This window comes from Alkalihalobacillus sp. CinArs1, assembly GCF_947387515.1.
In the GTDB taxonomy this organism is placed as follows: domain Bacteria; phylum Bacillota; class Bacilli; order Bacillales; family Guptibacillaceae; genus Guptibacillus.
The window spans coordinates 853,164-877,913 of record NZ_CANDOB010000001.1 but is presented as its reverse complement, the minus strand read 5'-3'; the positions used below and the strand labels follow the sequence as shown (position 1 = coordinate 877,913).

Annotated in this window: 22 protein-coding genes, 1 tRNA gene and 2 pseudogenes; 19 read left to right on the top strand and 6 right to left on the bottom strand. The window is 38.7% G+C overall.

What is annotated here, in order from left to right; genetic code table 11:
* Positions 1-22 precede the first annotated feature (22 nt).
* Both PFZ69_RS04570 and PFZ69_RS04565 read left to right on the top strand, forming a co-directional pair.
* Complete coding sequence (locus PFZ69_RS04570; RefSeq protein WP_270179829.1) at positions 23-1,390, top strand: glucose-6-phosphate isomerase; 1,368 nt, start codon at positions 23-25, stop codon at positions 1,388-1,390.
* 106 nt (positions 1,391-1,496) lie between these two features.
* Positions 1,497-1,907 (top strand): YugN-like family protein, encoded by a 411-nt coding sequence (locus PFZ69_RS04565; protein ID WP_270179828.1) that lies wholly within the window; start codon positions 1,497-1,499, stop codon positions 1,905-1,907.
* Here PFZ69_RS04565 and PFZ69_RS04560 read toward each other — a convergent pair.
* Complete coding sequence (locus PFZ69_RS04560) at positions 1,898-2,911, bottom strand: potassium channel family protein (RefSeq protein WP_270180617.1); 1,014 nt, start codon at positions 2,909-2,911, stop codon at positions 1,898-1,900. The genes PFZ69_RS04565 and PFZ69_RS04560 overlap by 10 nt on opposite strands.
* 98 nt (positions 2,912-3,009) lie before the next feature.
* Between PFZ69_RS04560 and PFZ69_RS04555 the strand changes: the two genes are divergently transcribed.
* Both PFZ69_RS04555 and PFZ69_RS04550 read left to right on the top strand, forming a co-directional pair.
* Positions 3,010-3,324: a YggT family protein gene (locus tag PFZ69_RS04555; protein ID WP_270179827.1), complete on the top strand. Its 315-nt coding sequence runs from the start codon at positions 3,010-3,012 to the stop codon at positions 3,322-3,324.
* 158 nt (positions 3,325-3,482) lie between these two features.
* A tRNA-Ala gene (locus PFZ69_RS04550) sits at positions 3,483-3,555 on the top strand.
* 136 nt (positions 3,556-3,691) lie between these two features.
* On the opposite strand, the gene PFZ69_RS04545 is transcribed toward PFZ69_RS04550, so the two are convergent.
* Positions 3,692-3,856, bottom strand: a complete 165-nt coding sequence (locus PFZ69_RS04545; protein WP_270180616.1) for a tyrosine-type recombinase/integrase — start codon at positions 3,854-3,856, stop codon at positions 3,692-3,694.
* A 50-nt stretch (positions 3,857-3,906) separates the two neighbouring features.
* Between PFZ69_RS04545 and PFZ69_RS04540 the strand changes: the two genes are divergently transcribed.
* Complete coding sequence (locus PFZ69_RS04540; protein ID WP_270179826.1) at positions 3,907-4,140, top strand: hypothetical protein; 234 nt, start codon at positions 3,907-3,909, stop codon at positions 4,138-4,140.
* A 494-nt stretch (positions 4,141-4,634) separates the two neighbouring features.
* Here PFZ69_RS04540 and PFZ69_RS04535 read toward each other — a convergent pair whose 3' ends face one another.
* Both PFZ69_RS04535 and PFZ69_RS04530 read right to left on the bottom strand, forming a co-directional pair.
* The gene (locus tag PFZ69_RS04535) at positions 4,635-5,054 is read right to left on the bottom strand and encodes a hypothetical protein (RefSeq protein WP_270179825.1); all 420 of its coding nucleotides are present in this window, start codon (positions 5,052-5,054) and stop codon (positions 4,635-4,637) included.
* Between the two features lie 18 nt (positions 5,055-5,072).
* Positions 5,073-6,386: a metallophosphoesterase family protein gene (locus PFZ69_RS04530; RefSeq protein ID WP_270179824.1), complete on the bottom strand. Its 1,314-nt coding sequence runs from the start codon at positions 6,384-6,386 to the stop codon at positions 5,073-5,075.
* 1,693 nt (positions 6,387-8,079) lie between these two features.
* Here PFZ69_RS04530 and PFZ69_RS04520 point away from each other — a divergent pair.
* From PFZ69_RS04520 to copZ, 11 genes and pseudogenes are all read left to right on the top strand, one after another.
* A complete protein-coding gene (locus PFZ69_RS04520; RefSeq protein ID WP_270179823.1) occupies positions 8,080-10,050 on the top strand; it encodes an LTA synthase family protein in 1,971 nt (656 codons plus the stop codon).
* A 189-nt stretch (positions 10,051-10,239) separates the two neighbouring features.
* Positions 10,240-11,538: an APC family permease gene (locus PFZ69_RS04515; protein ID WP_333489728.1), complete on the top strand. Its 1,299-nt coding sequence runs from the start codon at positions 10,240-10,242 to the stop codon at positions 11,536-11,538.
* 22 nt (positions 11,539-11,560) lie between these two features.
* On the top strand, positions 11,561-11,788 hold the full coding sequence (locus PFZ69_RS04510; protein WP_270179821.1) for a DUF5385 family protein: 228 nt from the start codon (positions 11,561-11,563) through the stop codon (positions 11,786-11,788).
* An 80-nt stretch (positions 11,789-11,868) separates the two neighbouring features.
* The gene (locus tag PFZ69_RS04505; protein WP_270179820.1) at positions 11,869-13,395 is read left to right on the top strand and encodes a multicopper oxidase family protein; all 1,527 of its coding nucleotides are present in this window, start codon (positions 11,869-11,871) and stop codon (positions 13,393-13,395) included.
* 160 nt (positions 13,396-13,555) lie between these two features.
* Positions 13,556-14,131 (top strand): YdhK family protein, encoded by a 576-nt coding sequence (locus tag PFZ69_RS04500; RefSeq protein ID WP_270179819.1) that lies wholly within the window; start codon positions 13,556-13,558, stop codon positions 14,129-14,131.
* A gap of 172 nt (positions 14,132-14,303) precedes the next feature.
* Positions 14,304-15,278, top strand: a complete 975-nt coding sequence (locus PFZ69_RS04495) for a F510_1955 family glycosylhydrolase (RefSeq protein ID WP_270179818.1) — start codon at positions 14,304-14,306, stop codon at positions 15,276-15,278.
* A gap of 26 nt (positions 15,279-15,304) precedes the next feature.
* Entirely contained in the window at positions 15,305-16,036 is a 732-nt protein-coding gene (locus tag PFZ69_RS04490; RefSeq protein WP_270179817.1) for an urease accessory protein UreH domain-containing protein, read from the top strand.
* An 83-nt stretch (positions 16,037-16,119) separates the two neighbouring features.
* Positions 16,120-16,347 (top strand): annotated as a pseudogene (locus PFZ69_RS04485) (glutaredoxin family protein); the annotation flags it as partial.
* A 171-nt stretch (positions 16,348-16,518) separates the two neighbouring features.
* Positions 16,519-16,839, top strand: a complete 321-nt coding sequence (locus tag PFZ69_RS04480; RefSeq protein WP_270179815.1) for a metal-sensing transcriptional repressor — start codon at positions 16,519-16,521, stop codon at positions 16,837-16,839.
* Between the two features lie 12 nt (positions 16,840-16,851).
* Complete coding sequence (locus PFZ69_RS04475; protein ID WP_270179814.1) at positions 16,852-19,257, top strand: heavy metal translocating P-type ATPase; 2,406 nt, start codon at positions 16,852-16,854, stop codon at positions 19,255-19,257.
* Positions 19,258-19,284: 27 nt separating this feature from the next.
* Positions 19,285-19,491 (top strand): copper chaperone CopZ, encoded by a 207-nt coding sequence (gene copZ / locus PFZ69_RS04470; protein ID WP_270179813.1) that lies wholly within the window; start codon positions 19,285-19,287, stop codon positions 19,489-19,491.
* Between the two features lie 544 nt (positions 19,492-20,035).
* Here copZ and PFZ69_RS04465 read toward each other — a convergent pair.
* Positions 20,036-20,548, bottom strand: a complete 513-nt coding sequence (locus PFZ69_RS04465; protein ID WP_270179812.1) for a QcrA and Rieske domain-containing protein — start codon at positions 20,546-20,548, stop codon at positions 20,036-20,038.
* 127 nt (positions 20,549-20,675) lie between these two features.
* On the opposite strand from PFZ69_RS04465, the gene PFZ69_RS04460 reads away from it, so the two are divergent.
* Positions 20,676-22,343 carry a sensor histidine kinase gene (locus PFZ69_RS04460; RefSeq protein WP_270179811.1) on the top strand — a complete coding sequence of 556 codons (1,668 nt, stop codon included), beginning with the start codon at positions 20,676-20,678 and terminating at the stop codon, positions 22,341-22,343.
* Entirely contained in the window at positions 22,336-23,007 is a 672-nt protein-coding gene (locus tag PFZ69_RS04455; protein ID WP_270179810.1) for a response regulator, read from the top strand. The genes PFZ69_RS04460 and PFZ69_RS04455 overlap by 8 nt, the downstream gene beginning before the upstream one ends.
* Positions 23,008-23,076: 69 nt before the next feature.
* Here PFZ69_RS04455 and PFZ69_RS04450 read toward each other — a convergent pair whose 3' ends face one another.
* Positions 23,077-23,787 carry a cytochrome c biogenesis CcdA family protein gene (locus PFZ69_RS04450; RefSeq protein WP_270179809.1) on the bottom strand — a complete coding sequence of 237 codons (711 nt, stop codon included), beginning with the start codon at positions 23,785-23,787 and terminating at the stop codon, positions 23,077-23,079.
* 493 nt (positions 23,788-24,280) lie between these two features.
* On the opposite strand from PFZ69_RS04450, the pseudogene PFZ69_RS04445 reads away from it, so the two are divergent.
* Positions 24,281-24,640 (top strand): annotated as a pseudogene (locus PFZ69_RS04445) (cupredoxin domain-containing protein); the annotation flags it as partial.
* Between the last annotated feature and the right edge of the window lie 110 nt (positions 24,641-24,750).

Genomic DNA, 24,750 nt, shown 5'->3' with positions numbered 1-24,750 from the left:
AATTCGATATTGGAGGCTAACCATGACTTCAAAAGTAAGTTTTGATTATTCAAAAGCATTGTCGTTTGTCGGCGAACATGAAGTAACATACATGGCGGATGCAGTAAAAGCTGCGCATGAAGCACTACATAACCAAACAGGAGCTGGAAATGACTTTCTAGGCTGGCTCACACTTCCTCATGACTATGACAAAGAGGAATTCTCTCGCATCGAAAAATCTGCAGAGAAAATCAAATCAGATTCTGACGTTCTTCTCGTTGTAGGAATCGGTGGCTCATACCTTGGTGCACGTGCTGCGATCGAGATGTTAAACCACTCTTTCTATAACACGCTAGCAAAAGAAGAGCGCAAAACACCTCAAGTTTTCTTTGTAGGAAACAATATTAGCTCGACGTACGTGAAAGATCTCTTCAGTCTGCTTGAAGGAAAAGACGTTTCCGTTAACGTGATTTCTAAGTCAGGTACAACGACTGAGCCTGCGATCGCATTCCGTATCTTCAGAAAGTTCCTTGAAGAAAAGTATGGCGTTGAAGAAGCAAGAAGACGCATCTATGCGACAACGGACAAAGAGAAAGGTGCTCTTAAAACACTTGCAGACGAAGAAGGCTATGAAAGCTTCGTTATTGCTGATGACGTTGGTGGACGTTACTCTGTCCTAACAGCTGTTGGACTTCTTCCAATCGCAGTAAGCGGCATTTCGATTCAAGACATGATGAAAGGTGCACAAGACGCTGCAGATGATCTTAATACACCTGACCTTGCGTCGAACGAAGCGTACCAGTATGCGGCAGTTCGTAATGCTCTATACAACAAAGGCATCAACATCGAGCTTCTTGTGAACTATGAGCCATCTCTTCACTACTTTGCTGAGTGGTGGAAGCAGCTCTTCGGCGAAAGTGAAGGAAAAGACAACAAAGGACTATTCCCAGCATCCGTTGACTTCTCAACTGACCTTCACTCGATGGGTCAATACGTTCAAGACGGACGTCGCAGCCTATTCGAAACGGTTCTTAACGTAGAGAAAGCACGTCACGAGATCACGATCGAAGAAGATGACAAGAACCTTGATAAGCTGAACTACCTTGCTGGTGAAACGATGGACTACGTGAACCAGAAGGCGTTCGAAGGAACGTTGCTTGCACACACAGATGGTGGCGTACCGAACTTGATCGTCAACATCCCAGAGCTTACTCCTTACCACTTTGGTTACCTTGCATTCTTCTTCGAGAAAGCATGTGCAGTATCCGGTTACCTTCTAGGCGTGAATCCATTCGATCAGCCAGGAGTAGAAGCATACAAGAAGAACATGTTCGCTCTTCTAGGGAAGCCAGGATTCGAAAAAGAAAAAGCTGAGCTTGAAGATCGTTTGAACTCAATGGGAAATGAATAAATAGCGAAGAGAGTGCCGAGGCACTCTCTTTTGTTTTATCATCACATGAATTTCTCTTTGTTTGGATACGATAAACGTAGACCACTTATACAGGGAGGAAGAGACCATGATTGAGATGGACTCCGTACTTGAAGGAAAAACGATTGAACTCAGCATTATGGAAGATAAATTACGACAGCTCGGCTATAGCTACGGCGGTGGCTGGGAGTATGACCACGGCTATTTTGATTATAAAATCGATGATGAAGACGGGTACTTGTATCTCCGTGTTCCGATCAGAGCTGTGAAGAAAGAGCTTGGTGTGGATGGCGCGATCGTCCAGATCGGTCAGCCGTTCATGCTTCACCATATGTATCAGGCTGGTGTTGACCCGGGCGGAAACATTGGAAACATCACCGCTTCGTTCAATCAGTTTCAGGAACCTGTCGATAAGGACGCTGAAATTGACGAGAAGTGGATGAAATATGGCGAACGCTATGTGAAGCAGCTCGAGGCTGCGCTTATGCCTTATGTGTGAATCACAAACAGGCGATCTTCCTTATCGATCGTCGTAGAAGGAGTGGGGTTCATCATCAATTCAGAGCCCCTTTTTACTCCAATGAGTAAAATATCCTCTTCGTTCATCCGCTGTGCTGCATCACAAAACGATTCTCCGACATATCCCTCTGCATTAAGAAACCCAAGCTGATTCGGCTTTAAGTGATCCAGCATCTCGAGGAGCGTTGTTGAAATACCATGAGAATAGACGCTATTGATCATCACTGTACTAAGTAGGTGCGCACTTTCAATAATTTCATCAGCCCCAGCTCGCTTTGCATTGGCCATTTGTTCAGGTGATAGAATCTCAACGATTGTATACACATCAGGATTGATTCCTTTTACAGTAAGAAGCGTCAACATCGTCTGCATATCGACTTCAAGCTCACTTTTGTACTGGTCCGCCGTTATCAGCACTGTCTTAGCATCCTTTAAATTCGCTTTTTTGAATGTCGTATCTTCTCCGGGATGTCCTCTTACAAAATGAACGCCTTCTGCTTGCAGTGGATTTTCATGAAGTGAAAAATCGATCAACACGATTGAGCGTTCTGGCTGATGCTTAAGCATATGATTGATCGTATGATTACTTCTTGAATTCCAACCGACCACAATCAAGTGGTTGCTCTTTTCATAGCTCCGTTCCCCTCTGCTTAGCGCACTTTGCGAAAGAACAAAGCTTGAAGCAAGCTTCGCCATATAAAACGTCATAAATCCCGCACCAAACATAATAAAGAACATGGCAACAACTTTACCTAACCTGCTTTCAGGTGAAACGTCCCCATACCCGATCGTCGAAGCCGTCACGATCGCCCACCAGATCCCTTCAAAGATATTCGGAAAAATCTCCGGCTCGATCAAATGCATGATAAAACCCATGAAGCATAAAATGAAGACAATAAGAAATCCTAACTGTAATATAAGTGGATAGCGCGATATATAATTAATAACATCTCGAAAATTCAAGTAGAACGTCTCCCTTCTCATCCCCATTATGTCCACTTATTACTGGAAAAAAACGACACGTGTGCACATGCTTCATACGGGGTAAAGATATGAGACGACTGTTCAAAAGGGTGATAACAATGGAACAAAGACGGAAACCGTCATTTTTAATAGCGCTTATTCGATTTATAGTAGGCATCGTAGAAGCAATCATAGGGCTGCGCATCTTGCTGACGCTGTTCAGCGCGAACCCCTCAGCGCCTTTCGTGCAGTTGATCTATGACTTATCCGAACCACTGCTCTATCCGTTTCGAAATATCTTTCCGACACGAGAATTCGGAGACCAATTTGTAATTGAGTTTTCGGCGGTATTTGCACTGATTATTTATAGCATCATTGGTTCTATTCTGGTGAGAGCGATCGTTGCGCTTGAGTCGGGAGCAGGGAAACGATGATAGAGGAAGGACGTCGTGGGAGCGGCGTTCTTTTTTATATGTAATAGGGCAGCCCAAATGCATATTATTGGAGAATAGTACTTGATGGATGTAAGCCGTTTCAGTATAATGAAAGCTAGCTGGAAAAACAGTTTGTTGGACTACCAACAACATAATACGGGGCATTAGCTCAGCTGGGAGAGCGCTACACTGGCAGTGTAGAGGTCAGCGGTTCGAGCCCGCTATGCTCCATCTACTATGGAACCGTTAAAGCCCTTGATGTATAAGGGTTTTTTCTTTTTCTACAATTCCCTGTACTCTTATAGAAAGGTCGTACAAATGGCTTCTGGTCACATACTGGTCACACACTGCTAAAAAAGCATCTCATCTAGCTTTTGGATAGCCTCTTTTGCATCGTAGGGAGTACGTGCGAGTATGTGTCTAGAGTTATTTTTATGTTGCTGTGTCCCAACCGTTCTGAAATCACCTTGATATTGATTCCTTTTGAAAGTAGAAGGGAAGCATGGGTATATCTTAAATCATGGAATTGTATCCGTGGTAGGCTTGCTACTTCAGTTAAACGGTTAAAAGCCGACTGCCACGATGCCGGATCTGTATTTAAAAGTTTTAGAAAAGCACCTTGTTAATAGTCGGACAACCATGGTTGTGAAAGGTTTCTTTGATGATACGATTAAGCGTCATCATATAACAGTACATGGAATTGAAATCCTAGATTATATTGAAAAGATTGTAGAAGTTAGTGATGCAAAAAAAGTTCTAGTCATATGCAATACAGTAAAACAAATGGGAGTGGAAGGGCGAATTCGTCAGCTGTGACCGTCAAGTAAAATTGCTCATTTAAGTGACACAATTAATTGGAAATTAGATTAAAAACCAAAGTGATTTTCTATAATTAATAAAAGCTATTTATGGCAGAAAGTTTTATTAATATAAAAAGAGCCGAAATATACAAGTAGTGAATAAAAACTTGCATAATTTAGGCTCTTTTAGTTTCACGAAGGCACCCGTTACCTTAAGTAGAATGTTTCACAAAGAAAAAACTTTCATTTAACGAAAGCCCTTTTTTTGTGGTTTAGAGTAAAGGTATTGCTTTTTCTGTTTGGATAAAGTTTAAACTTTTTTCTTCCTGTTTAGTCAATAAAGTAATATCTAAAGTTATTTTAAATTCAGAAGTAAAAGAACAAAACAAATTCTTTCTCAAAAGAAGTATGTCTTGAATAGAAATTTCGTCTTTATTATAAACTATTATTAAATCAATATCGTTGGGTGAATTAGAATAAAGCAAAGAACCAAAAAGATAAAAATCTAAATTAGAATAAAGAACGTTTTCCTTTTTTAAGTTGTTCACGCTGGTACGGAGTAAGGTAATTAATGAATTGGTTTCCTTCAAAATTTAAAGCCCCCATAAACTCATCTATGAGAAATAACCCAATTTTGTTAGCTTTCGCAACATCCTTTCCACTTACCGAGTAACTATTCCAAGTGCTGATGGTAACAATAGCATCAATATGATTATGACTTGACATTATTTCTATAACTTCCGCTTCACTTACGGTATAAATATTGGTCAAGTGAACCAACACTTTTCTTCCGTTCGTTTTGGTAATCTTAAAAAGTTGCTCTTCGACTTGTTCAATTTTCCTTACTTTATTGTGTCTACCAATAGCACCTAAAAAATATTGGATACTTTCTGGTCTAGGTCTTTTTTCGTATCTTCCTCCCTCGGGCATAAATAACTTCCTCCTTATTTAGTCTAAAATTGTTAGTATTTCTTCGGGAAATATAGGAACGTTAGAACTTTTATATTTAGATATATGATTCATTTCAAACCCTTCTATATGATTCTTATAAAGACAAAGAATAAATAATTTGTCATCTGATATTAATTCTTTATTACTTTCTAGTATCTCTAAAATTTTTTTATTATTTGGAATAATATCAGTAATGCACTTTTCTTTCCACATATATGCAAACTCTGAAACTGGGGTATGCTGGGCTGTAATACTAAATGGTCCATATTGCTTAAAAATTCGTTCATTTTCTGAAAATAGTTCACTTAATTCTTTTTTTATTTTATCTTTTTTATTATTTATTTCATCTTCTGATCTATTGTTATTAATTGAGAATTTTGGGATAGGATACTCCAAAACGCCATTTTCCATTTTTCTACCTAACGTATTATTTAAAGTCCAATATTCATGTTCACTGTTCCAAATATATTGGGAAACTCTTGCAACTCCATCCTGGATTAAAAAGTCTCCGAAACCTCCTAGAGCATATTCATCTGAGTGCACTCCAGCACTAACAATATTTAAAAGATTATTATATTGATTTGCTTCTATATTGTACCCTGCTCTATGTACATGACCAGAAAGGTACAAATCAATATTAAAATCATCAAATAAACTTAGCATTGCATTTTTATCACTATCAGCCATACACTCTAATGTATGGTGCCCAATGGCAATAGATAATTTATTATTATCTACTCCTAAATTAGATAAACAATCCAATAATTTATTCTTCCCAATAAGTAATGCCCCTTCTTCTCCAGCTCTATTTGCAATGAGACATGTATTTAAATGCACAATATTATAATTTTCTGTTTCAAGTAAAAAGTGAATATCATTTAAGGGATATTCTTTTGTTAAAAAATCAAAATAGAAGGTTGAAAAAGAATCGAAACTACTCAATATTTTAGACTTATTCTCCTCATTTTCAAGATATTCATCTAATGTGTTTGAAGGGTTATTTGATTCAACGATTTCATTTATCAAATCAGTTCTATCACCATTTCTTCTGATGTCATGATTTCCAGGAATAATATATATTTGCTTTTCCGATAAATTTAGTATACGTAAAATTTCTTTCAAAAATCTCATTTGATTTTCGTTAAAACCTTGCCCTTGATGTGAGAGATCTCCTGTTAAAATAACAAAATTAAATGGGTTTACTTGATTTAACTCATTTATTTTTGTTAACAGCCTCATCCTCATTCTTCTAGATTGATAATTTTCAACTTGAAAATGAATATCAGAAATATGTAAAAAACGCAAATGCATTGTGTAGCACCTCAAGTATTATTAAAATTAAATCGGAATAAAATCTATATCATCCATTTTAAACAACTGTATTATTCATAGTATTCTACATCGCTTCCAATTTTTCCTTCTTCACTTAATGTTATCTGAATGAGGAAGGTAAGAAAAGATTTATAAAAGTATTTGATGAACGATTGAAAGGAAGTGTCATGCATCGTTGGTTAAAAAGAAAAACAACCTACCGCTACTTAATTCGAATTGAATGCTATAAGCTCATAAAACACTTCATTTATGATGAGGTTTATAAACCTTTGAAAGCGTAGTGGTGAAGGGTGTTTGTTATTGTTAAATATGATGTAGGAGAAATACGTGTGGGCAAGTTATGTAAAAAGCTACGCGAGTACTTGGATTGGACTCAGAACTAAGTTTTTGAAGGAGAAATCACAAAAGGAAAGTTACAGGAATGTGTTTCTGAATTAAATAGTATCATGCAAATTGAAGACGATTCACTATATATATCAAATTGCTAATCCAAGAAATATAAAAAAGATTGTTCATAGTCATGAGAAAAATGCATCTGATTTATTTTTGTGATTTGTCATTGTTCTGGTGTAAAATGGAATTAAGATAATAAGCTAATGCAGTAGATTCTTCTCGAGAAAAAGTACTTTATCCCCTTGCTATGATAGGGATAAGAAGAGATTTTCAGAAAACATCCAAAACACGACTCACGATCTACTGCAAAACAACAATCTGTATGATAATAAGTTTCGCTAGAAATGTAGAATTATCAAGGGATTTTAGACATTTGCTTTAGGGTTGTATCTGAACGAAGTGGGATATAAAGCATGGGAACCCCACATTAATTTCATTACTGAATTTAATAATTGACTGTTTTAGAGGGAGCGACCGTTCAAAAGATTCTTGGATGGCATAGTAACAACAGGTGCTTTCAAACAAAGGCAACTAAATTATAGATTGTCAGACAACACAAGTATAAAAATAATTGCGTAGATGTAACATTCCATCTTTGCGATTATTTTTTACTGTAGTTAGCGTTCTATGATTGTAAAATGTGTAGTTGTTTGGGGGCAAACGCCGCTACACATTAGTAAGTGTTTTGGTCACACATTGGTCACTTAACCTAGATAACGAAAGGATACGATAGGAATTATTGCTCTTTAGAGAACCCTATAGAATGCTACAATCTCAGTGTTTTGGTCACTAATAATAACTTCAGGAAATTATACTCATTACACTGGCAGTGTAGAGGTCAGCGGTTCGAGCCCGCTATGCTCCATCCATTAAAAGTACCCCCCTTGCAAAAGCAAGGGGGGTACTTTTGTATATGTAAATTCGACTTCCATCCGTGGTAATTATTAGGAGGGTTTCTACAATGAAATCCTCTTATCTATATTCAATTAATGTAAAAATCAATACTTCAGTCAATCGCTAAACTTCCCTTTTAACTATAAGAAGAGCAAGGATCTAAAAGGCTTCGGCGGTATCGATTATCAGAATGATTCCCTGAAATCCACCAGCTTTTTCGAAAACTTTTAGCAATATCTACTCAAAAATTTATTAAATACATCCTTCAATACATATTTGACATTAACTCAATATGGTCGTATCATACTCGAGTATTAATCATTATCCAATTAATTTACATTTATTTCATAAATCATATTAAGCGGTGCATTCCGCTAGGAGGCTGATGACAGTCATGTTTGAACAATTAAAAGGCCAGTTGAATAAGCCGTGGACATTGTTCTTTGGCGTCATTCTATTATTCTGGTTAAAAACCTATGCAATCTATCAAACGGAATTTGAATTGGGTATCAAGAACGGTATTCAATCATTTTTACTTTTATTAAATCCAATAAGTTCATTATTGTTCTTCTTTGGGTTTGCATTATTCTTTAAAGGACGTAAACGATTGTGGGCAATGCTGATTATTGATTTCTTGCTCTCATTTGTCCTTTATGCAAATGTTGTTTACTATCGATTCTTTAATGATTTCATTACGTTACCAACCGTGATGCACTCGAATGATGCAGGAGAGTTAAAAGACAGTGCATTTGCGTTGATGCAATTTACAGATGTTTTCTACTTTATTGATACACTGCTAATCCTTGGATTGATCCTGTTTAAGGTTGTGAAACCACAGGCATCTTTGAAAAGAAAGAAGATCGCCATGATCTTTGCATCAGCAGCAGTCTTTTTTGTAGTCAATCTTGGTCTAGCTGAGACGGATCGTCCGCAGCTTCTGACTCGTTCGTTTGATCGTACGTACCTTGTGAAGTATCTTGGACAGTTTAACTATCAAGTCATCGATGCGGTTAAAACGATTAAATCAAATTCACAAAGTGCTTTAGCTAGCAGTGATGATTTAACGGAAGTAATCAACTTTGTTGAAGCAAACAGAACGGAACCGAATCCTGAGTACTTCGGTAAAGCTGAAGGAATGAATGTGGTTTATATTTCACTCGAATCCCTCCAAAGCTTTGTGATTGGAAAAGAAGTAAATGGAAAAGAAGTAACACCGTTCTTAAATAGTCTCGTTGAAGATCAGAATACGTTCTATTTTGATAACATTTTCCAACAAGTTGGACAGGGGAAAACGTCTGACGCAGAATTTATGTTGGCGAATTCACTTTATCCGTTACCAAGTGGATCTGTAGCGATGGAGAAAGCGCGTAATACGTATCAAGCGCAGCCTGCGATTCTTGAACAAAAAGGCTATTCAACTTCTTCTCTACACGGAAACGGGAAAACGTTCTGGAACCGTGACGAAATGTATAAGTCATTTGGTATTCAGAAGTTCTTTGACTCAAGCTACTATGATATGAACGAGCAGGATGTTCATAACTATGGTCTGAAAGATAAGCCATTCTTTAAACAGTCCATGCCTTATCTTGAAAGTCTAGAGCAACCGTTCCATGCGAAGATGCTTACGCTATCGAACCACTTCCCATTTACAATGGATGAGGGAGATGTTGATTTCCCTACACCTGAAACAGATGATGCAGTGGTAAATGGTTACTTCCAGACGGCGAAATACATGGACGAATCGATCGAACAATTCTTTAATGACCTGAAGAAATCTGGTCTTTATGATAATACGATGATCGTCATGTATGGAGATCACTATGGTATTTCGGATAACCACAACAAAGCCATGAGTGAAGTAATGGATAAAGAAATCAATCCGTACGAAAATGCACAATTGAAGCGTGTGCCACTTTTCATTACCGCACCTGGGCTTGAAGGAAAGCAGGTACACGAATACGGCGGGCATATCGATATTCGAGACACTGTTCTACATTTGTTAGGGGTAGAAACAGATGAGTTCATTTCATTCGGTTCAGATCTTCTATCAGAAGATCACCGTGAAATTGTACCGTTTCGAAATGGTGACTTCGTAACACCTGAGGTCACTTCCGTAAACGAAAAATGCTACGAGAATCCTACAGGTGAAAAAGTAGATGGTGAAGCATGTGAACAGCCTGGCAAGTTTGTCGAAGAGTCTCTTGAACTCTCTGATAAAGTTGTTTACGGCGATCTCCTGCGCTTCTACAATCCAGAAGGTTTCGAGCCCGTTAATCGTGAAGATTACAACTACAACGTTAATCAACTAGATCCTAAAAAAGAAGCACCACAATCACAAGAAAAACAGAAGAACTAAGCCTTACTTGATAAAAAGGTTCCGATCATCGCATGATGATCGGAACCTTTTTTATTATTAGATATGTTTTAACGTTCTTTATAAGATTTCACCTTTTAGGTTATGCAACAAGGAAAAGTAAAAAATGCATGAAATCTGCATAAATGGTGGGAAGGAGCTAAGAGAGAGAATGATAGTGGGGTGAGAGTATTGGGAGAATACAAAGAAAACAGTTTGTCTTTAATAGGAGCAATTGGATTAGGGACCGGGGTCATGATCAGTGCAGGAATCTTCGCGTTACTTGGTCAAGTGGCCGAACTTGCTGGTATATGGTTTCCACTGATTTTTATTGCAGGTGGGATTGTCACAGGGTTTAGTGCTTATTCATATGTGAAGATGAGTAACGAATACCCTTCAGCAGGCGGAATCGGAATGTTTCTTGTTAAAGCCTACGGAAAAGGGACGTTGACTGCATCAGCTGCTATGCTGATGGCTGTTTCGATGGTGATCAATCAAAGCCTTGTCGCTCGAACATTCGGTACGTATACGCTGCAGATGTTTAACGTCGACGAAACAAGCTATCTTGTGCCTGTGCTAGGGGTTGGCTTGTTGTTATTTGCTTTCTTAGTAAACATTTCGGGGAACAGTTTTATTCAAACATTTACTTCGATTGTGTCGCTATTAAAAATACTTGGCTTAGTCATTTTTGCAATGGGAGGATTATGGGCCGCAGGTTTTTCCATTACTCCTGCAGAAGGTGGCAGCGGAACGCCTGAATCTACTTTAGCTAGCATCATAGCAGCAGTTGCATTAACGATTCTATCGTTTAAAGGTTTCACGACCATCACGAATAGCGGTTCAGAGATCGTAAAGCCAAAAAAGAACGTGGGTCGAGCGATTATCGCTTCAATCCTTATCAGCTTAGTCGTTTATCTACTCATTGCATGGGCAGTATCGAGTAACCTGCCGCTAAGTGACATTATTACGGCAAAAGATTATTCCTTAGCGGAAGCTGCAAGACCCGCGTTTGGGGAATATGGTGTTTGGTTTACGGTAGCGATCGCAATCATAGCAACGATTTCTGGAATTATTGCAAGCGTGTTTGCAGTTTCTCGAATGCTCGCGATGTTAACTGACATGAAGCTGATTCCACATAAGCACTTCGGTATGCCAGGGCGTATTCAAAAGCATACGCTCGTCTATACTGTTGTCCTTGCAATGGTATTAGCAGTTGTATTCGACTTAAGCAGAATTGCTTCTGTAGGTGCGATTCTTTACCTCGTGATGGATATGATCGTTCATTGGGGAGTCTTTAAGCACTTACGAGAAAAAGTAAATGCTAAAACAGGAATCGTGCTGACTGCTTTAACGCTCGATGCGATTGTACTAGTCGCATTTATGTGGGTGAAAGCGACGACTGACTGGTTGATCGTCGCAGTTTCGATTGTGTTTATTGTATTCATCTTTATCGGTGAACATTTTTTCTTAAAGTACAAAAGTGAAGAGTAAGTCAAATAAGGAGTGAGACAATATGATGAATGGCGGTGGAATGGGTGGAATGGGAGGCGGCTTCTTTGGTTTCGGTCTTCTCTTGATTCTTATTATCATTGCGATCGTTATAATTGTTTTTTGGATGATGAAACCGAGATCGCGTAAGTCTCCTTCAACGAACTCAAATGAAACGTTAAAGGCGCGTTTCGCGAAAGGTGAGATTTCGGAAGAAGAATATGACCGTTTAAAAAGAAAGCTGAATGACTGAGGTAATGGAGTTCATCTTGAAAGGTGAGCTCCTATTAACGTGGCGATAATTATAAACGAACAATATAGAGGTGAAATGGAATGAAAAGAATCGTTATCGGATCGCTCATGATCGTCATTCTACTGATTATAGGAGGAGCGGTTTTCATTAACTCTCCCTTTTCTAGTAGTAGCGATCCTACTTTACCAGATGGTGTGAAACAAGGGGAGACAAGTATTCTTGAAGTGAATGCACAAGAACCAGAGGATCGGTCTGTGAAGGAATTCGATCTCACCGCGGAGAAAACGGAATGGAATATCGGTGGTGGTGAAAAAGTAAATGCCTGGACCTACAACGGTACTGTGCCTGGTGAGCCTTTGCGCGTTACGGAAGGAGACTACGTTCGTATTCACCTGAAAAACGAACTAGAGGTTCCGGTTACGATTCACTGGCATGGGATGATTCTGCCAAATAAAATGGATGGTGTCCCAGGATTAACACAGGATGCTGTGCAGCCGGGTGAGTCCTTTACTTATGAATTTCTTGCAAACGATGCAGGAACGTACTGGTACCATTCTCATCAGCATAGCTCCAAGCAGGTAGATAAAGGTCTCTATGGTTCGTTTGTTATTGAAGAGAAACAGAAAGAGTATGACAAAGACGAGTTTTATATGCTTGATGAATGGGCCGTCAATCAGGAGAAAAGAGATATTACGAACATGGGCGGTATGATGAAGGGTGCGATGTCAGGAAACGGTGAATCTGATACAGAACAAATGTATGATACGTTTACAGTGAATGGAAAAGCGGGACAGGCCATTGAACCACTTGTAATGAAAGAAGGAGAAACGGCTAGGTTACGCTTTGTGAATGCAGGTTACCAGCAGCATCAATTGGTTTTTCCAAAGAATTCTATGAAAGTGATCGAGGTGGATGGTGAAGAAGTTAAGAATGCGGATCGCACCTCGAGCGTGCTGGAAATTGCTCCAGGGGAACGAATTGACGTATCATACACGAGACAGACTAGTGAACCTAGAGTCATTCAAGAAAACGCTAATGAAGAACATGCAGATGATATAATTATTCCAGTGGTTTCTAGTAGGAATGATGATTCTGTGCAAAGCAATCGATCCCCTTCATCATCCGAAGTGGCAACTGGCACTTCATTTGGAAGTGAAGAAATCATTTTTGAAGAAGTACCTGAGCCGGACGTGACGTATAACATGGATTTAAACATGGGGATGGACATGGGGGATGGCGTAGCTTTTCAAATCAATGATCACGTGTTTCCAGAAACGCCTCCTATCAGTGTAAAAGAAGGAGATATCGTGAAAGTAAAGATAACGAATTCTGGTAATATGAATCACCCTATGCATTTGCATGGGCACAGGTTTCAAGTTGCTGCAAAGAATGGAACCAACTACGATGCCCCGATTGTAAAAGACCTTCTCCATGTTAAGCCTGGAGAAGAATACACGCTATATTTTAAAGCTGACAATCAAGGAGAATGGCTGTTTCACTGTCATGATAATAACCATGCTGATCGTGGAATGGTAACGATTGTAGATTATAAAGGTGTTTATTCACCTTTTGATCTTGGTGGAGATCACAAGAATCAGCCGAATTGAGCTGAATAATTTTCATACAATAGCAAGACATCTTTTGGATTATTCCAACCATTCTTTCGTGAAAAAGATATGACAGTAAGCTATCCTGGTTAATGATTAAATTTTTGGGTAAATATAGACTTTAAAATAAATGTTAGATAACGGAAACAGGAGGAGAACAATGAATTTAAAAAGCGAAATAGCTATAACACTTTTTATGCTCGTATTACTATTAGCTGCGTGCGGTGTTAATGAAGGTATGAAAGAGAGTACAAATGAATCTTCAAACATGAACTCTAATTCACAAGAAAGTATGGATGATATGAACCACTCAGGGTCTGGTGATATTCCCGAGGGATTGAAGGAAGCGAATAATCCAACCTTTGAGGTTGGTAGCAAAGCCATCATCAAAGCAAATCATATGAAAGGAATGAATGGTGCTGAAGCTACGATTAAAGGTGCATATCAAACGACAGCATATGTAATTTCTTATAAGCCTACTACAGGTGGTGAAATAGTAAATGACCACAAATGGATAATACATGAGGAAATAAAAGATGCTGGCGTTAAGAGCTTAAAAGAGGGAAGTGAAGTTACGCTAGCAGCTTCACATAAGAAGGGTATGAACGGAGCTGAAGCTGTCATCGAATCTGCTCATCCTACGACTGTTTACATGGTAGATTATACGCCGACTACAGGAGGCGAAGAAGTAATGAATCATAAGTGGGTGACAGAATCAGAATTAACTGTAGAATAAAAGTGTTGTAGCTGGATCTTTTTTAAGCACCTATCGCATTAACAAGGTAGGTGCTTGCTTGATTTGTTTGTTATTGCTACTTTATAACAAATAATATCTTGCACAATTTCTCAATATTTTTTTGTTAGTGTATGAATGAAAGTCTTTACTATACGAAAAGGATGATTATAACTTGAATAAGAAATGGTTTACAATTCTAGGAACAACAATTTTGCTCATTAGTGCAGGTTGTCAGAATGATGAGGAAGCGAATCCAGAAGACAATCCAGAAGTTGTTGAGGTTGAAGAAGGCGAAACAAAGCTTATTTCGTTAAACGATTCTAATTTCTTTAGTGAATTAAAAGGTCAGAAAATCGAACACGTTCATGGAATCGGATATCCAGGGGATCGGAATGAATTGATGATTGCAACTCATAATGGTCCGATCATTTATTTCGAAGATTCCTGGTATGCAGCGAAAGATAATAAAAATGATTACATGGGCTTTAACGCTGTTTCTGACGGTTTTTATAGTAGCGGCCACCCCGGAGAGGGATCTGACCTTCCTAATCCACTCGGTTTAATCAAGAGTACAGATAGAGGAAATACAATAAATGAGCTAGGTTTCCAGGGGGAATCAGATTTTCATTATCTTACTGTAGGTTATGAGAGTCATGCGATTTATGCAGTGAATCAGCAAAAGAACAGTGAGATGGATATCGGGGTTTACTTTAGTGAAGATGCAAAAGAATGGGAGCCAGTTGAATTGAATGGCGCACCTGATCGATTATCGGGTATAGCCACACACCCGGTAGATTCAAACGTATTAGCCTTAACATCTCCTAAGGGCTTATATGTTTCAAGTGATAAAGGAAGTTCGTTCGACCGAGTTTCTGATGAAATATCAGTTAGCGCTGTTTCTTTTATGGAAAACCATCTAATTTATGCTAAAGAGAATAATAAATTAGTCATTCAAGATCTAAGTAACGGAGATGAGCAGGAACTCGCGATGCCAAGTGATGAGGTCGATACGATCGATTATATTGCTGTCAATCCTCAAAATGAGGAGGAGATTGTTTTTCATACGACAAGTGAGTCGATTTATAAAACAACAAATCTCGGTGAAGAATGGAAAGCGCTCGTTAAAAATGGTGAGATTGTTGAGTAAGCAAGGCTTAAGTAAGGAGTCTTAGTATGTATGAAGTTTTTAATTCATTGAGTCAACTGCTTAGTGGGCCTCTCACAACACTCGCCTACCAGACGAATTCGATTCCTTTGTTATCCGCTTTTATTCTAGGAGTGCTCGGCGCGACTGCCCCTTGTCAGTTCACAGGAAATATTGGCGCGATCACGTTCTATGGAAATCGTTCATTTCAAAAAGGAATCGCTTGGGGCGAAGTGTTGTCGTTCATACTGGGTAAGATCGTTGTTTTTTCGACGCTTGGCCTGATCGTTTGGATGCTTGGTCAAGAGTTTCAGCAAAGCCTTACAAAGGTTTTACCCTTGGCAAGGAAGTTTTTCGGACCGCTTGTCATCTTAATCGGTTTATACCTATTAGGGGTATTCAAAATGAATTGGAATTTAAAGCTAGGTGAAGTTCCTGAAAAGTTTTTGAAGAAGGGGAAGTGGGGCGCATTTCTAATGGGAGGAAGCTTTTCTTTAGGGTTTTGTCCTACCATGTTTTCATTGTTTTTTATCTTACTGATGCCTCTTGTCCTCGCTAGTCCTTACGGTGCAGTGCTGCCAGCTACTTTTGCTATTGGGACATCTTTACCTTTTATTTTCGCGATGTTTTTAATCTGGTATTTCGGTTTAAGTGGATCATTAATGAAAAGAAGTAGAAAGATCGGGTTGGTTCTACAAAGAATTGCAGGTGTGACACTGATTGTGATCGGGACCCTCGATGCGATCACATACTGGTTTTAACGAAATCAGCAGTTAGGAGAGGAATGTAGATGAATATAACGAGCGTAACTGTTTATACAAGACCCACTTGAGGAGATTGCCAAAAATTGAAAGAGTTTCTTTCAACTTCATCGATCGCATATGAAGAGCACGATTTATCGTCTTCTCCCCATAAAGAAAGTGACATGATCGATCAACTTGGAAATCGAATCGTTCCAGGTATCATCATCACTGCAACTTCACTATGGGGACTAAATAGAAAACAATACACGTTTACCGGCTTTGAAAACAATGAAGAAGAGATTACGTCGCTTCTTCTTGGAGGAAGGTAGCGAGAAGGGCTGTCATTCGATTGCCCTTTTTTGTTATGTTTAAACCAGTACCCCCTCAGGGTAAAATAATCATATATAAATATTATTCAATAAAATAGTGGATATATAACTTGACTAATATACCTTACGGGGGTATATTGTAAATATAATAATAAAAAGGAGATGACCACTATGAATAAAGATTTGGATCTTGAGCTTCAACCAGATAAACAGCCATCTGAGAATCGGACCGAAGAAGAAAAGCAGCAGCTGCAAAATCGCTTGAAGCGAATAGAGGGGCAAATTCGTGGGATTCAGAAAATGGTCGGTGATGATCGTTATTGTGTGGATATTCTGATTCAATTATCAGCGATTCAAGCTGCTTTAAAGAAAGTAGGGTATACCTTACTCGAAAGGCATACAAAAACTTGCGTGGCAAGTTCGATTCAAGAAGGAAATGGTGATCATCATATAGAGGAATTGATGAAAGTGATCCAACAATTCTCCAAATAAGAAGGTGATAAAATGGATGCTGTAAAGAAAACGTCACTCGATATAACAGGTATGACATGTGCTTCATGTTCGCAGCGCATTGAGAAGGTACTAAACAAAATGGACGGTGTTGAAGCGAATGTAAACCTTGCGATGGAAAGAGCGGATGTTCAGTTCGACGAACAAAAAGTTAACCCTTCAGACATCGTCAACAAAATAGAAAAGTTAGGATACGGGGTTCGTAAAGAACAAGTTGAGTTAGACATCCATGGGATGACATGTGCTGCTTGTTCAACCAGGGTCGAAAAAGGATTGAACCGAACCTCTGGAGTAGCGTCAGCTTCGGTAAACCTGACAACAGAATCCGGTGTTGTCGCGTATCAGCCTGGTGCCATTACGGTTGATGAGATCATCGAGAAGGTAAAGAAATTAGGATATGATGCTGTCGTTAAAGAAGATCGAGAAGAGAAGAAATCTCACAAGGAAGAAGAAATAAAAAAGAAAAAAGTAAAGCTTGGTATATCGGTCTTGCTTTCACTACCGTTACTATACACCATGATTGCTCATCTTCCGTTCGATGTTGCTCTTCCGCTGCCTGACCTTTTCATGAACCCTTGGTTTCAATTTCTATTGGCTACTCCTGTACAGTTCTATATTGGTGCTCCGTTTTACGTAGGTGCTTACCGTGCCCTTATTAATAAGAGTGCCAACATGGATGTCCTCGTAGCTCTTGGGACATCAGCTGCTTACTTTTATAGTGTGGTGGAGGGTATTCGATTACTCCTTACGCCAGGGTACCATCCGGAATTGTATTTTGAAACGAGTGCTGTTTTAATCACACTAATTCTTGTTGGGAAGCTGTTTGAAGATCTTGCCAAGGGCAGGACGACGCAAGCGATCACGAAGCTTCTCAACCTGCAGGCGAAAGAAGCGAGTGTTTTACGAGACGGTGAAGAAGTGAAGGTTCCAGTCGATCAGGTAGTCGTTGGTGATACGATCATCGTCCGGCCGGGTGAAAAGATTCCAGTTGATGGCAGCGTCCAAAAAGGGAAGTCCTCAGTAGATGAATCCATGATTACCGGAGAGTCGATCCCTATTGAAAAAACTAACGGTGATGCGGTCATCGGTTCAACCATTAATGAAAATGGTACTTTGACGATCACGGCTGAGAAAGTAGGAAGTGATACTGCATTAGCAGGGATCATTAAAATTGTAGAAGAAGCTCAAGGTTCAAAAGCCCCAATTCAAAGAATGGCAGATATCATCTCAGGCATTTTTGTTCCGATCGTTGTTGGTATTGCCTTCGTAACGTTCCTTGTCTGGTATTTATGGGTGAACCCATACGATTTACCTCAGGCACTAGAAGTTGCGATTGCCGTTCTCGTGATTGCTTGTCCATGTGCACTTGGTCTAGCAACACCTACTTCGATCATGGTAGGCACAGGGAAAGGTGCTGAAATAGGCGTGCTGTTCAAAGGCGGCGAATTTCTTGAGGGCACACACAAAGTCGACGCGATCTTGTTAGATAAAACAGGAACGATTACGAAAGGGAAACCGGAAGTAACGGACTTCAAAGTGTTTGAAGGAGAAGAACAAGAAGTTTTATCCTATCTTGTAGCCGCAGAAAAGGCCTCGGAGCATCCACTTGCTAGGTCGATCGTTCAATACGGTGAACAAAAACAAATCAAAGTGGATGAAGCTGAGAGTTTCGAAGCGATTCCGGGGCACGGTATTACGTCTCTGATCGACGGTAAGAGGGTACTGGTCGGAACGAGAAAATTAATGGAACGAGAAAATATTCAGTACACGGAACATGAAGAAGTGATGGCAGCTTATGAAACAGAAGGAAAGACCGCTATGTTCATCGCCATCGAGCAAAACATTAGCGGTATCATCGCCGTTGCTGATACAGTGAAAGAAACATCGAAACAAGCGATACAAGAATTACGCAATCTCGGTATCGATGTTTACATGATTACTGGAGATAATAAACGCACAGCAGAAGCAATTGGAAAACAAGTGAACATCACAGGTATTTATGCAGAAGTTCTTCCAGAAGACAAAGCAAACAAAGTAAAAGAGTTGCAAGGTCAAGGGAAACGAGTTGCCATGGTTGGTGACGGGATCAACGATGCACCAGCTCTTGCAACGGCTGATATAGGGATGGCGATCGGAACAGGTACCGACGTTGCGATCGAAACAGCTGATGTTACCCTTGTTGGAGGAGACTTAGCGCATATTCCAAAGGCGATCAACTTAAGTCGAAAAACGATGAAAAACATTCGCCAAAACTTATTCTGGGCACTATTCTATAACTCAATCGGTATCCCGATCGCTGCAATCGGTCTATTAGCACCATGGGTAGCTGGAGCCGCAATGGCATTCAGTTCTGTATCAGTTGTAACGAACTCACTTCGATTGAAGCGAGTTAAATTATAATTTCATTCTTGAAGGGAGATTTTAAACATGGAACAAACAACGATCAAAATTGAAGGTATGACGTGCAACCACTGCAAATCGGCAGTTGAAACAGCATTAACCGAGTTAGAGGGTGTTTCAGGAGTTGAGGTTGATCTGAAGCAAGGAAAGGCAGATGTATCGTACGATTCAGCTAAAGTCACTGTATCTGATATGAATGAAGCAGTAGAAGAGCAAGGGTATGATGTGAAGTAAATATCAGAATGAAAAAGAAATGGAGAGAGGGCACACCTCTCTCCATTTCTTTTTCTAAAAGCTCTTTTCTTATAGATTCTTGCTATTTTTGCCATCCACCTGATAGGTGCAGAAATACAGTTATGGCATTGAACTTGTTACAAAGTAAATACCTACAGTAATTAAACTAAGAAACGTCATAAAGAAACTAGATGATAACAACAGCTTCTTTAATAATAATTGTTCTTTTATTTGTTTCTGAACAATAAATCCTACTGCCACCGCAATAAGCCAAATAACTATCCCAATCAATGAAAATAGGTATCCAGAATTCATTACCCATAGTAATAAGATGACTGAATGTATTATCAATAGACTCCAAGCGAATGCATTCAAATTCTTCTCTCCTTGTTTTTATAGAAATGAAATTCTAAACTTCCATTAAATTTGCCGAGTTTCCTGAAGATTCTCTTGTAGCCATAATACCATAAAAAGTAAATTGATCCTTTTCAAATTTAAAAGCAACAATCTTTACGAATAAACCTTTCTAAAAGAACAAAATCCATTACGTTCTTTCAGTTACATTCAATATATTGATGTAAACCTCATCACCTTTTACAATCGGATTGAAAATATCGAGTGGCCGAGGAGGTGGACCGCCTATATTCATACCTGCTTCGTCATACTGACCACCATGACAAGGGCAGAAAAACTCAATATTGTTCATCCTTTGGGCTTCATCTGCGAAAGGGACTGTACAACCAAGGTGTGTGCAAACTGGTGACATAATGATCAGTTCATCGTCAACATTTTTCGAAATGTAGACAAAGCCCTTTGTTTCCCGTTCAGTCCAACCATCTTGTAAAGTAGCTGAATACTCAACTTTTTTTGGTAGGGGACCTTTCCTTAGTTCTTTTAGAGAACCAAGTTTAATCATTGCCCCTTCTGTTATCCCTTTAGGTGCAGCGCAGGCTGTCGTAATAATCGATAAGCCACAAAGTGCAACGATTGAGGCTAATATGGTATTAGAAGAATACTTCAGAAACTTACGTCTAGTCATTTTCTGCTCTGCAAACATCCAATCCCTCCCATAAAAATACATATATAGGCACTATATCCCCTCTCTTTGCATTTTTTGTGGAGTTTCTTTATACTTCTCATCATGTATACTGATAGAAAGCACTTGTCTTTCCGGAGGCCTCTTAATGAAAAATTATAAGAAGTTCAAATACGTGGCTATACTTTCTAGTAGTGCTCTAATCATTATTTTCGAACTATTCCGTCATAAATTCATGGTCGGTTTGATTAGCCATGACGTAGATTTCTTTATCTCAACTATTTTGTTTATCGTGGGTGCCATCCTTGTTGGAAATCTCGTTTTTAATAAAATTGAAAAACTTGAAAAAATAAAATATAAAAAAGAAAGAGAAGCAAAGCAAATATTTGATTCAAGTATCGATGGGATATTTGTATTTGATCAGACTGGATTCCTCACTGATATGAACCCAGGAGCAAAGAATCTATGTGGGTTAAATGAGCAAGATTGCATTGCTTCAAAATATATTATGGATCTTCTTCAGGCAGAAACACTAATCGAAGACTTTAATTTAGGGGTTAAGAAGATCAAGGAAGGGTCTTTACGAAACGAGGATGGTACAACTATACCTGTCAGTTACAGTATTACTCATATCGACCATAATGATCCATTGCATCATACTGTGGTCACAGTCAGGGATCTTTCGTCTAGAAAAGAAATGGAGAATGTGATTAAAACTTTATATCAAGAAACAGCTCAAAAACAGTATGAAACAGAAATGCTGTATAAAATTTCAAGAGAAATTCTATCGATACGAGAATTGGCTGAAGATAAAAAAACACAGTTGAAAAGTGTTCTAGATTTAATAAATAAATTACTCCAGACAGAGAATGCTGGAATCGTAATATCAGAAAATAATAAGCTTCAATTTTTGGCTTCAACAGATAGCGATGACTCCCTTTCTATACTCGAAGAAATGACAATAAGCGAACGTTTAAATGAAGAAGTAATCTATTTTGAAAATGACCAGGCTATTAAGTTTTATTCCCTTGAGAGTAATGGGAACGATATTGGATATTTATATTTGTATGGGGAGAATTCCCTTCCACCCACTACTCTGAAACATATACGAAATACGCTTGCGATCTCACTCGAGAATGTGCTGCAATACGAGCGATTACGGAATGCTGCTATATTAGAAGAGAGAGAGCGCTTATCAAGAGAGTTACACGATGGGTTAGCTCAAGCGATTAGTTCCATGAACATCGCTTCACAACAGTTGTACTATTTACTTAACGGTGAACAACTCACTGAGCGGAAACAGATAAATAGGACCATCGAAAACTTACAAGATATGATCGATCGGTCTTACAATGAAATTCGACAGTATTTGTTTGACCTGCGATTTACCAATGATGTATCGGAGCCTATCACCCTGTTACTATCAAAGATTGTGAAGCAGTATAATAACAATTCTGATTATCGTATTTATTACCATCCACCAAAAGAGACGGAAAAAGTATATTTTAGCGAGTATGTAAAAATGCATATCATTAGAATTATACAAGAGGTTTTAATCAACATTCAGAAACATGCTGCTGCTTCTACTATTCAGATGTCGTTCTCGGAAATGAAAGAGAATATCGTCATCCGGATTAAGGATGATGGGATAGGATTTGAAAGGTCTCCTAGGGATAATGGGGAATCCTATGGACTGAAAACCATAGAAGAACGGGCTGAGCTGATTAAAGGGGCGGTAGAGATTATTTCTTCAATCGGAAGTGGAACGGAAGTTGTATTAACAGTCCCGCTTGTAAAGGATGATAAGAGTGGATAACATAACGATCGTAGTTTGTGACGATTATGAGGTTTTAAGAAAAGGAATCGTTCAATTACTTAAAATGCAGCCTCATTTTACTGTCGTTGGTGAAGCGACAAACGGAGAAGAAGTAGTTGAAATCGCATTAGCCAAAAAGCCGGATCTAATTTTAATGGACCTTCAAATGCCAGAGATGGATGGAATTGAAGCTACAAGACTAATTAGGGAATTTGACCCAAACGTCAGAATCATTGTCCTTACAATCTCTGATGAAGACGATGACTTATTCAAAGCGATTAAAAATGGCGCGAATGGCTATCTTTTAAAGAACGTAAATATGGAAGACTTGTTTAGTTATCTTAAATCCGCTTATCAAGGGGAAGCAGCTTTCTCAAAAGGACTAGCTGAAAAAGTTCTAAAAGAATTCGCTCTTATGTCAAAAGAACTAGAGTACTCTTCGGAAAACAAATATCAATTAAGCATAAGAGAAAAAGAAATATTAGAGCTAGTAGCTCAAGGAAATACGAACAAGGTTATTGCGGATGAGCTTCATATAAGTCCACATACAGTAAAAAAGCACCTTCAAAACACGCTTTCAAAATTACAGGTATCTAATCGCTCTGAAGCTGCTGTTAAAGCAATACAAGAAGGAATCGTACGAGGTAAGCCTTCAGATCAGTGAGATACCGAGCAGTTACTTTTAATTAAACATAACAAAAAGGCTGAGCCGTGTGATCTCAGCCTTTTTTAATTAAAATCCAGTAAAACCATCAAAGAAACGCCCTGCTAAAAATGACGTTAACTTTGTCATGAGATCAAAATATAAAAATACCCCCATGAACATCATTGTATAACCGCCTACCTTTATGATTTTTCTATTGTGCTTTTTAATCCATTTCATCCTACCAATAAAGAAGGACATCACTAAAAATGGTACCGAAAAACCTGCTGTATAAGCGATCATGTAGACTAAGCCTTGACTTGGGTTCGAAACACCCATCGCGATGACAGCTGCTAGAATAGGTCCTGTACAAGGAGTCCAACCGGCTGCAAATCCCATTCCAATCATACTAGAACCGAAATATCCAGAAGGACGATTTCTAAACGCCACTTTTTTTTCTCCCATTAGAAAGGCAGGCTTATATATACCTACTACCACTAGTCCAAAGAAGAAAATAATTACAGCGCCTATCTCTCTAATTAAGTTGTTATATGTAATAAACAACGTCCCTATTAAGGATGTAGATAGGCCAAGTACAACGAAAATGATAGAAAAACCTAGTAGAAAGAAGAGTGTATGAAAGATAGCTCTACGCTGTAACATACCATTTCCTTCTTTGATTTCATCAACAGAAATTCCTGTAATGTATGATAGAAAAGCTGGATATAGCGGTAAACAACAGGGAGAAATGAACGAAAGTAGGCCAGCTCCAAAGGCAAGGAAAATGCTAACATCAACCATCCCTTCACCTCCAATAATAGATGACATCACATTTAATAATGTACTAGAACCAGATTGATAGATGACTTAAATCTATTCTCTAACGAGTATCCTATAATTATTAAAGCGTTAGCACAAAGATTACTAAAAAATTGTGGAGAAATTATGCACACTTACTTTAGGAGTTTAGGAGGAGAAGGAGGGGGAGTATTTTTTTACTCCTATTTTAACTAAGAACATATCCTTTTGAGGTAATGTCGATTCTTGTCACGGTAGGTATACTTAACGACATAGATCACATTCCACAGGAGGTCAGTTTAGTATGAGTAAGAAATTACTACTTACGATGCTATCCATTATACTGGTAATGGTAGTAGCAGCGTGTACTAACGATTCAAGTTCGTAAGAGGCAGCAACTGAAGGATCCAATTCGAATGCAGAGCAAGCTTCTTCTGAAGAAAAGGTATCAGAAAAAGCACCAGAAGAGGTTAAGTCTAAAACTCAGAAAACGGAAGATGAAGTTAGGAAAATTGAGGTTTCAAGTGTTGAGTTTGGGTATGAACCTTCTAACTTAACTCTTGAAAAAGGGGAGAAAGTTGAATTAACCCTATCCAATCAAGGAAATGCATTTCATGATTGGGTGGTAAAAGATATGCCAGTTGCAATGAAAGAACAAGAAGAAGGTCACGAAGATGATGGCATGGAAAGTGGCCATAAACACGGAGACGACTTTTCTTTACACGTAAGTGCAGATGCAGGACAAAGCAACAAACTTGTGTTCACACCTTCTGAAGCAGGCGAATATGAAATCTACTGCAGTGTAGAAGGACATAAAGAAGCTGGTATGGTTGGTAAAATCATTGTTAAGGAATAAGTGTTTTTAATGCTGCCCCCTACCCTTATCTATTCGCTTGTCATCAAATACTTTTAAATTGGAAACATAGTAAAGTATTTATTCTAAATTAATTGATTATAAGTAATGTT

Excerpts from the sequence above, each read along its gene's own strand:
- PFZ69_RS04535 (WP_270179825.1), bottom strand. The coding sequence starts at position 5,054 with ATGCCCGAGGGAGGAAGATACGAAAAAAGACCTAGACCAGAAAGTATC.
- PFZ69_RS04490 (WP_270179817.1), top strand. The coding sequence starts at position 15,305 with ATGTATGAAGTTTTTAATTCATTGAGTCAACTGCTTAGTGGGCCTCTC.
- PFZ69_RS04500 (WP_270179819.1), top strand. The coding sequence starts at position 13,556 with ATGAATTTAAAAAGCGAAATAGCTATAACACTTTTTATGCTCGTATTA.
- PFZ69_RS04555 (WP_270179827.1), top strand. The coding sequence starts at position 3,010 with ATGGAACAAAGACGGAAACCGTCATTTTTAATAGCGCTTATTCGATTT.
- PFZ69_RS04520 (WP_270179823.1), top strand. The coding sequence starts at position 8,080 with ATGACAGTCATGTTTGAACAATTAAAAGGCCAGTTGAATAAGCCGTGG.
- PFZ69_RS04565 (WP_270179828.1), top strand. The coding sequence starts at position 1,497 with ATGATTGAGATGGACTCCGTACTTGAAGGAAAAACGATTGAACTCAGC.
- PFZ69_RS04540 (WP_270179826.1), top strand. The coding sequence starts at position 3,907 with ATGCCGGATCTGTATTTAAAAGTTTTAGAAAAGCACCTTGTTAATAGT.
- PFZ69_RS04560 (WP_270180617.1), bottom strand. The coding sequence starts at position 2,911 with ATGAGAAGGGAGACGTTCTACTTGAATTTTCGAGATGTTATTAATTAT.
- PFZ69_RS04465 (WP_270179812.1), bottom strand. The coding sequence starts at position 20,548 with ATGTTTGCAGAGCAGAAAATGACTAGACGTAAGTTTCTGAAGTATTCT.
- PFZ69_RS04510 (WP_270179821.1), top strand. The coding sequence starts at position 11,561 with ATGATGAATGGCGGTGGAATGGGTGGAATGGGAGGCGGCTTCTTTGGT.
- PFZ69_RS04475 (WP_270179814.1), top strand. The coding sequence starts at position 16,852 with ATGGATGCTGTAAAGAAAACGTCACTCGATATAACAGGTATGACATGT.
- PFZ69_RS04570 (WP_270179829.1), top strand. The coding sequence starts at position 23 with ATGACTTCAAAAGTAAGTTTTGATTATTCAAAAGCATTGTCGTTTGTC.
- copZ (WP_270179813.1), top strand. The coding sequence starts at position 19,285 with ATGGAACAAACAACGATCAAAATTGAAGGTATGACGTGCAACCACTGC.
- PFZ69_RS04505 (WP_270179820.1), top strand. The coding sequence starts at position 11,869 with ATGAAAAGAATCGTTATCGGATCGCTCATGATCGTCATTCTACTGATT.
- PFZ69_RS04530 (WP_270179824.1), bottom strand. The coding sequence starts at position 6,386 with ATGCATTTGCGTTTTTTACATATTTCTGATATTCATTTTCAAGTTGAA.
- PFZ69_RS04480 (WP_270179815.1), top strand. The coding sequence starts at position 16,519 with ATGAATAAAGATTTGGATCTTGAGCTTCAACCAGATAAACAGCCATCT.
- PFZ69_RS04450 (WP_270179809.1), bottom strand. The coding sequence starts at position 23,787 with ATGGTTGATGTTAGCATTTTCCTTGCCTTTGGAGCTGGCCTACTTTCG.
- PFZ69_RS04460 (WP_270179811.1), top strand. The coding sequence starts at position 20,676 with ATGAAAAATTATAAGAAGTTCAAATACGTGGCTATACTTTCTAGTAGT.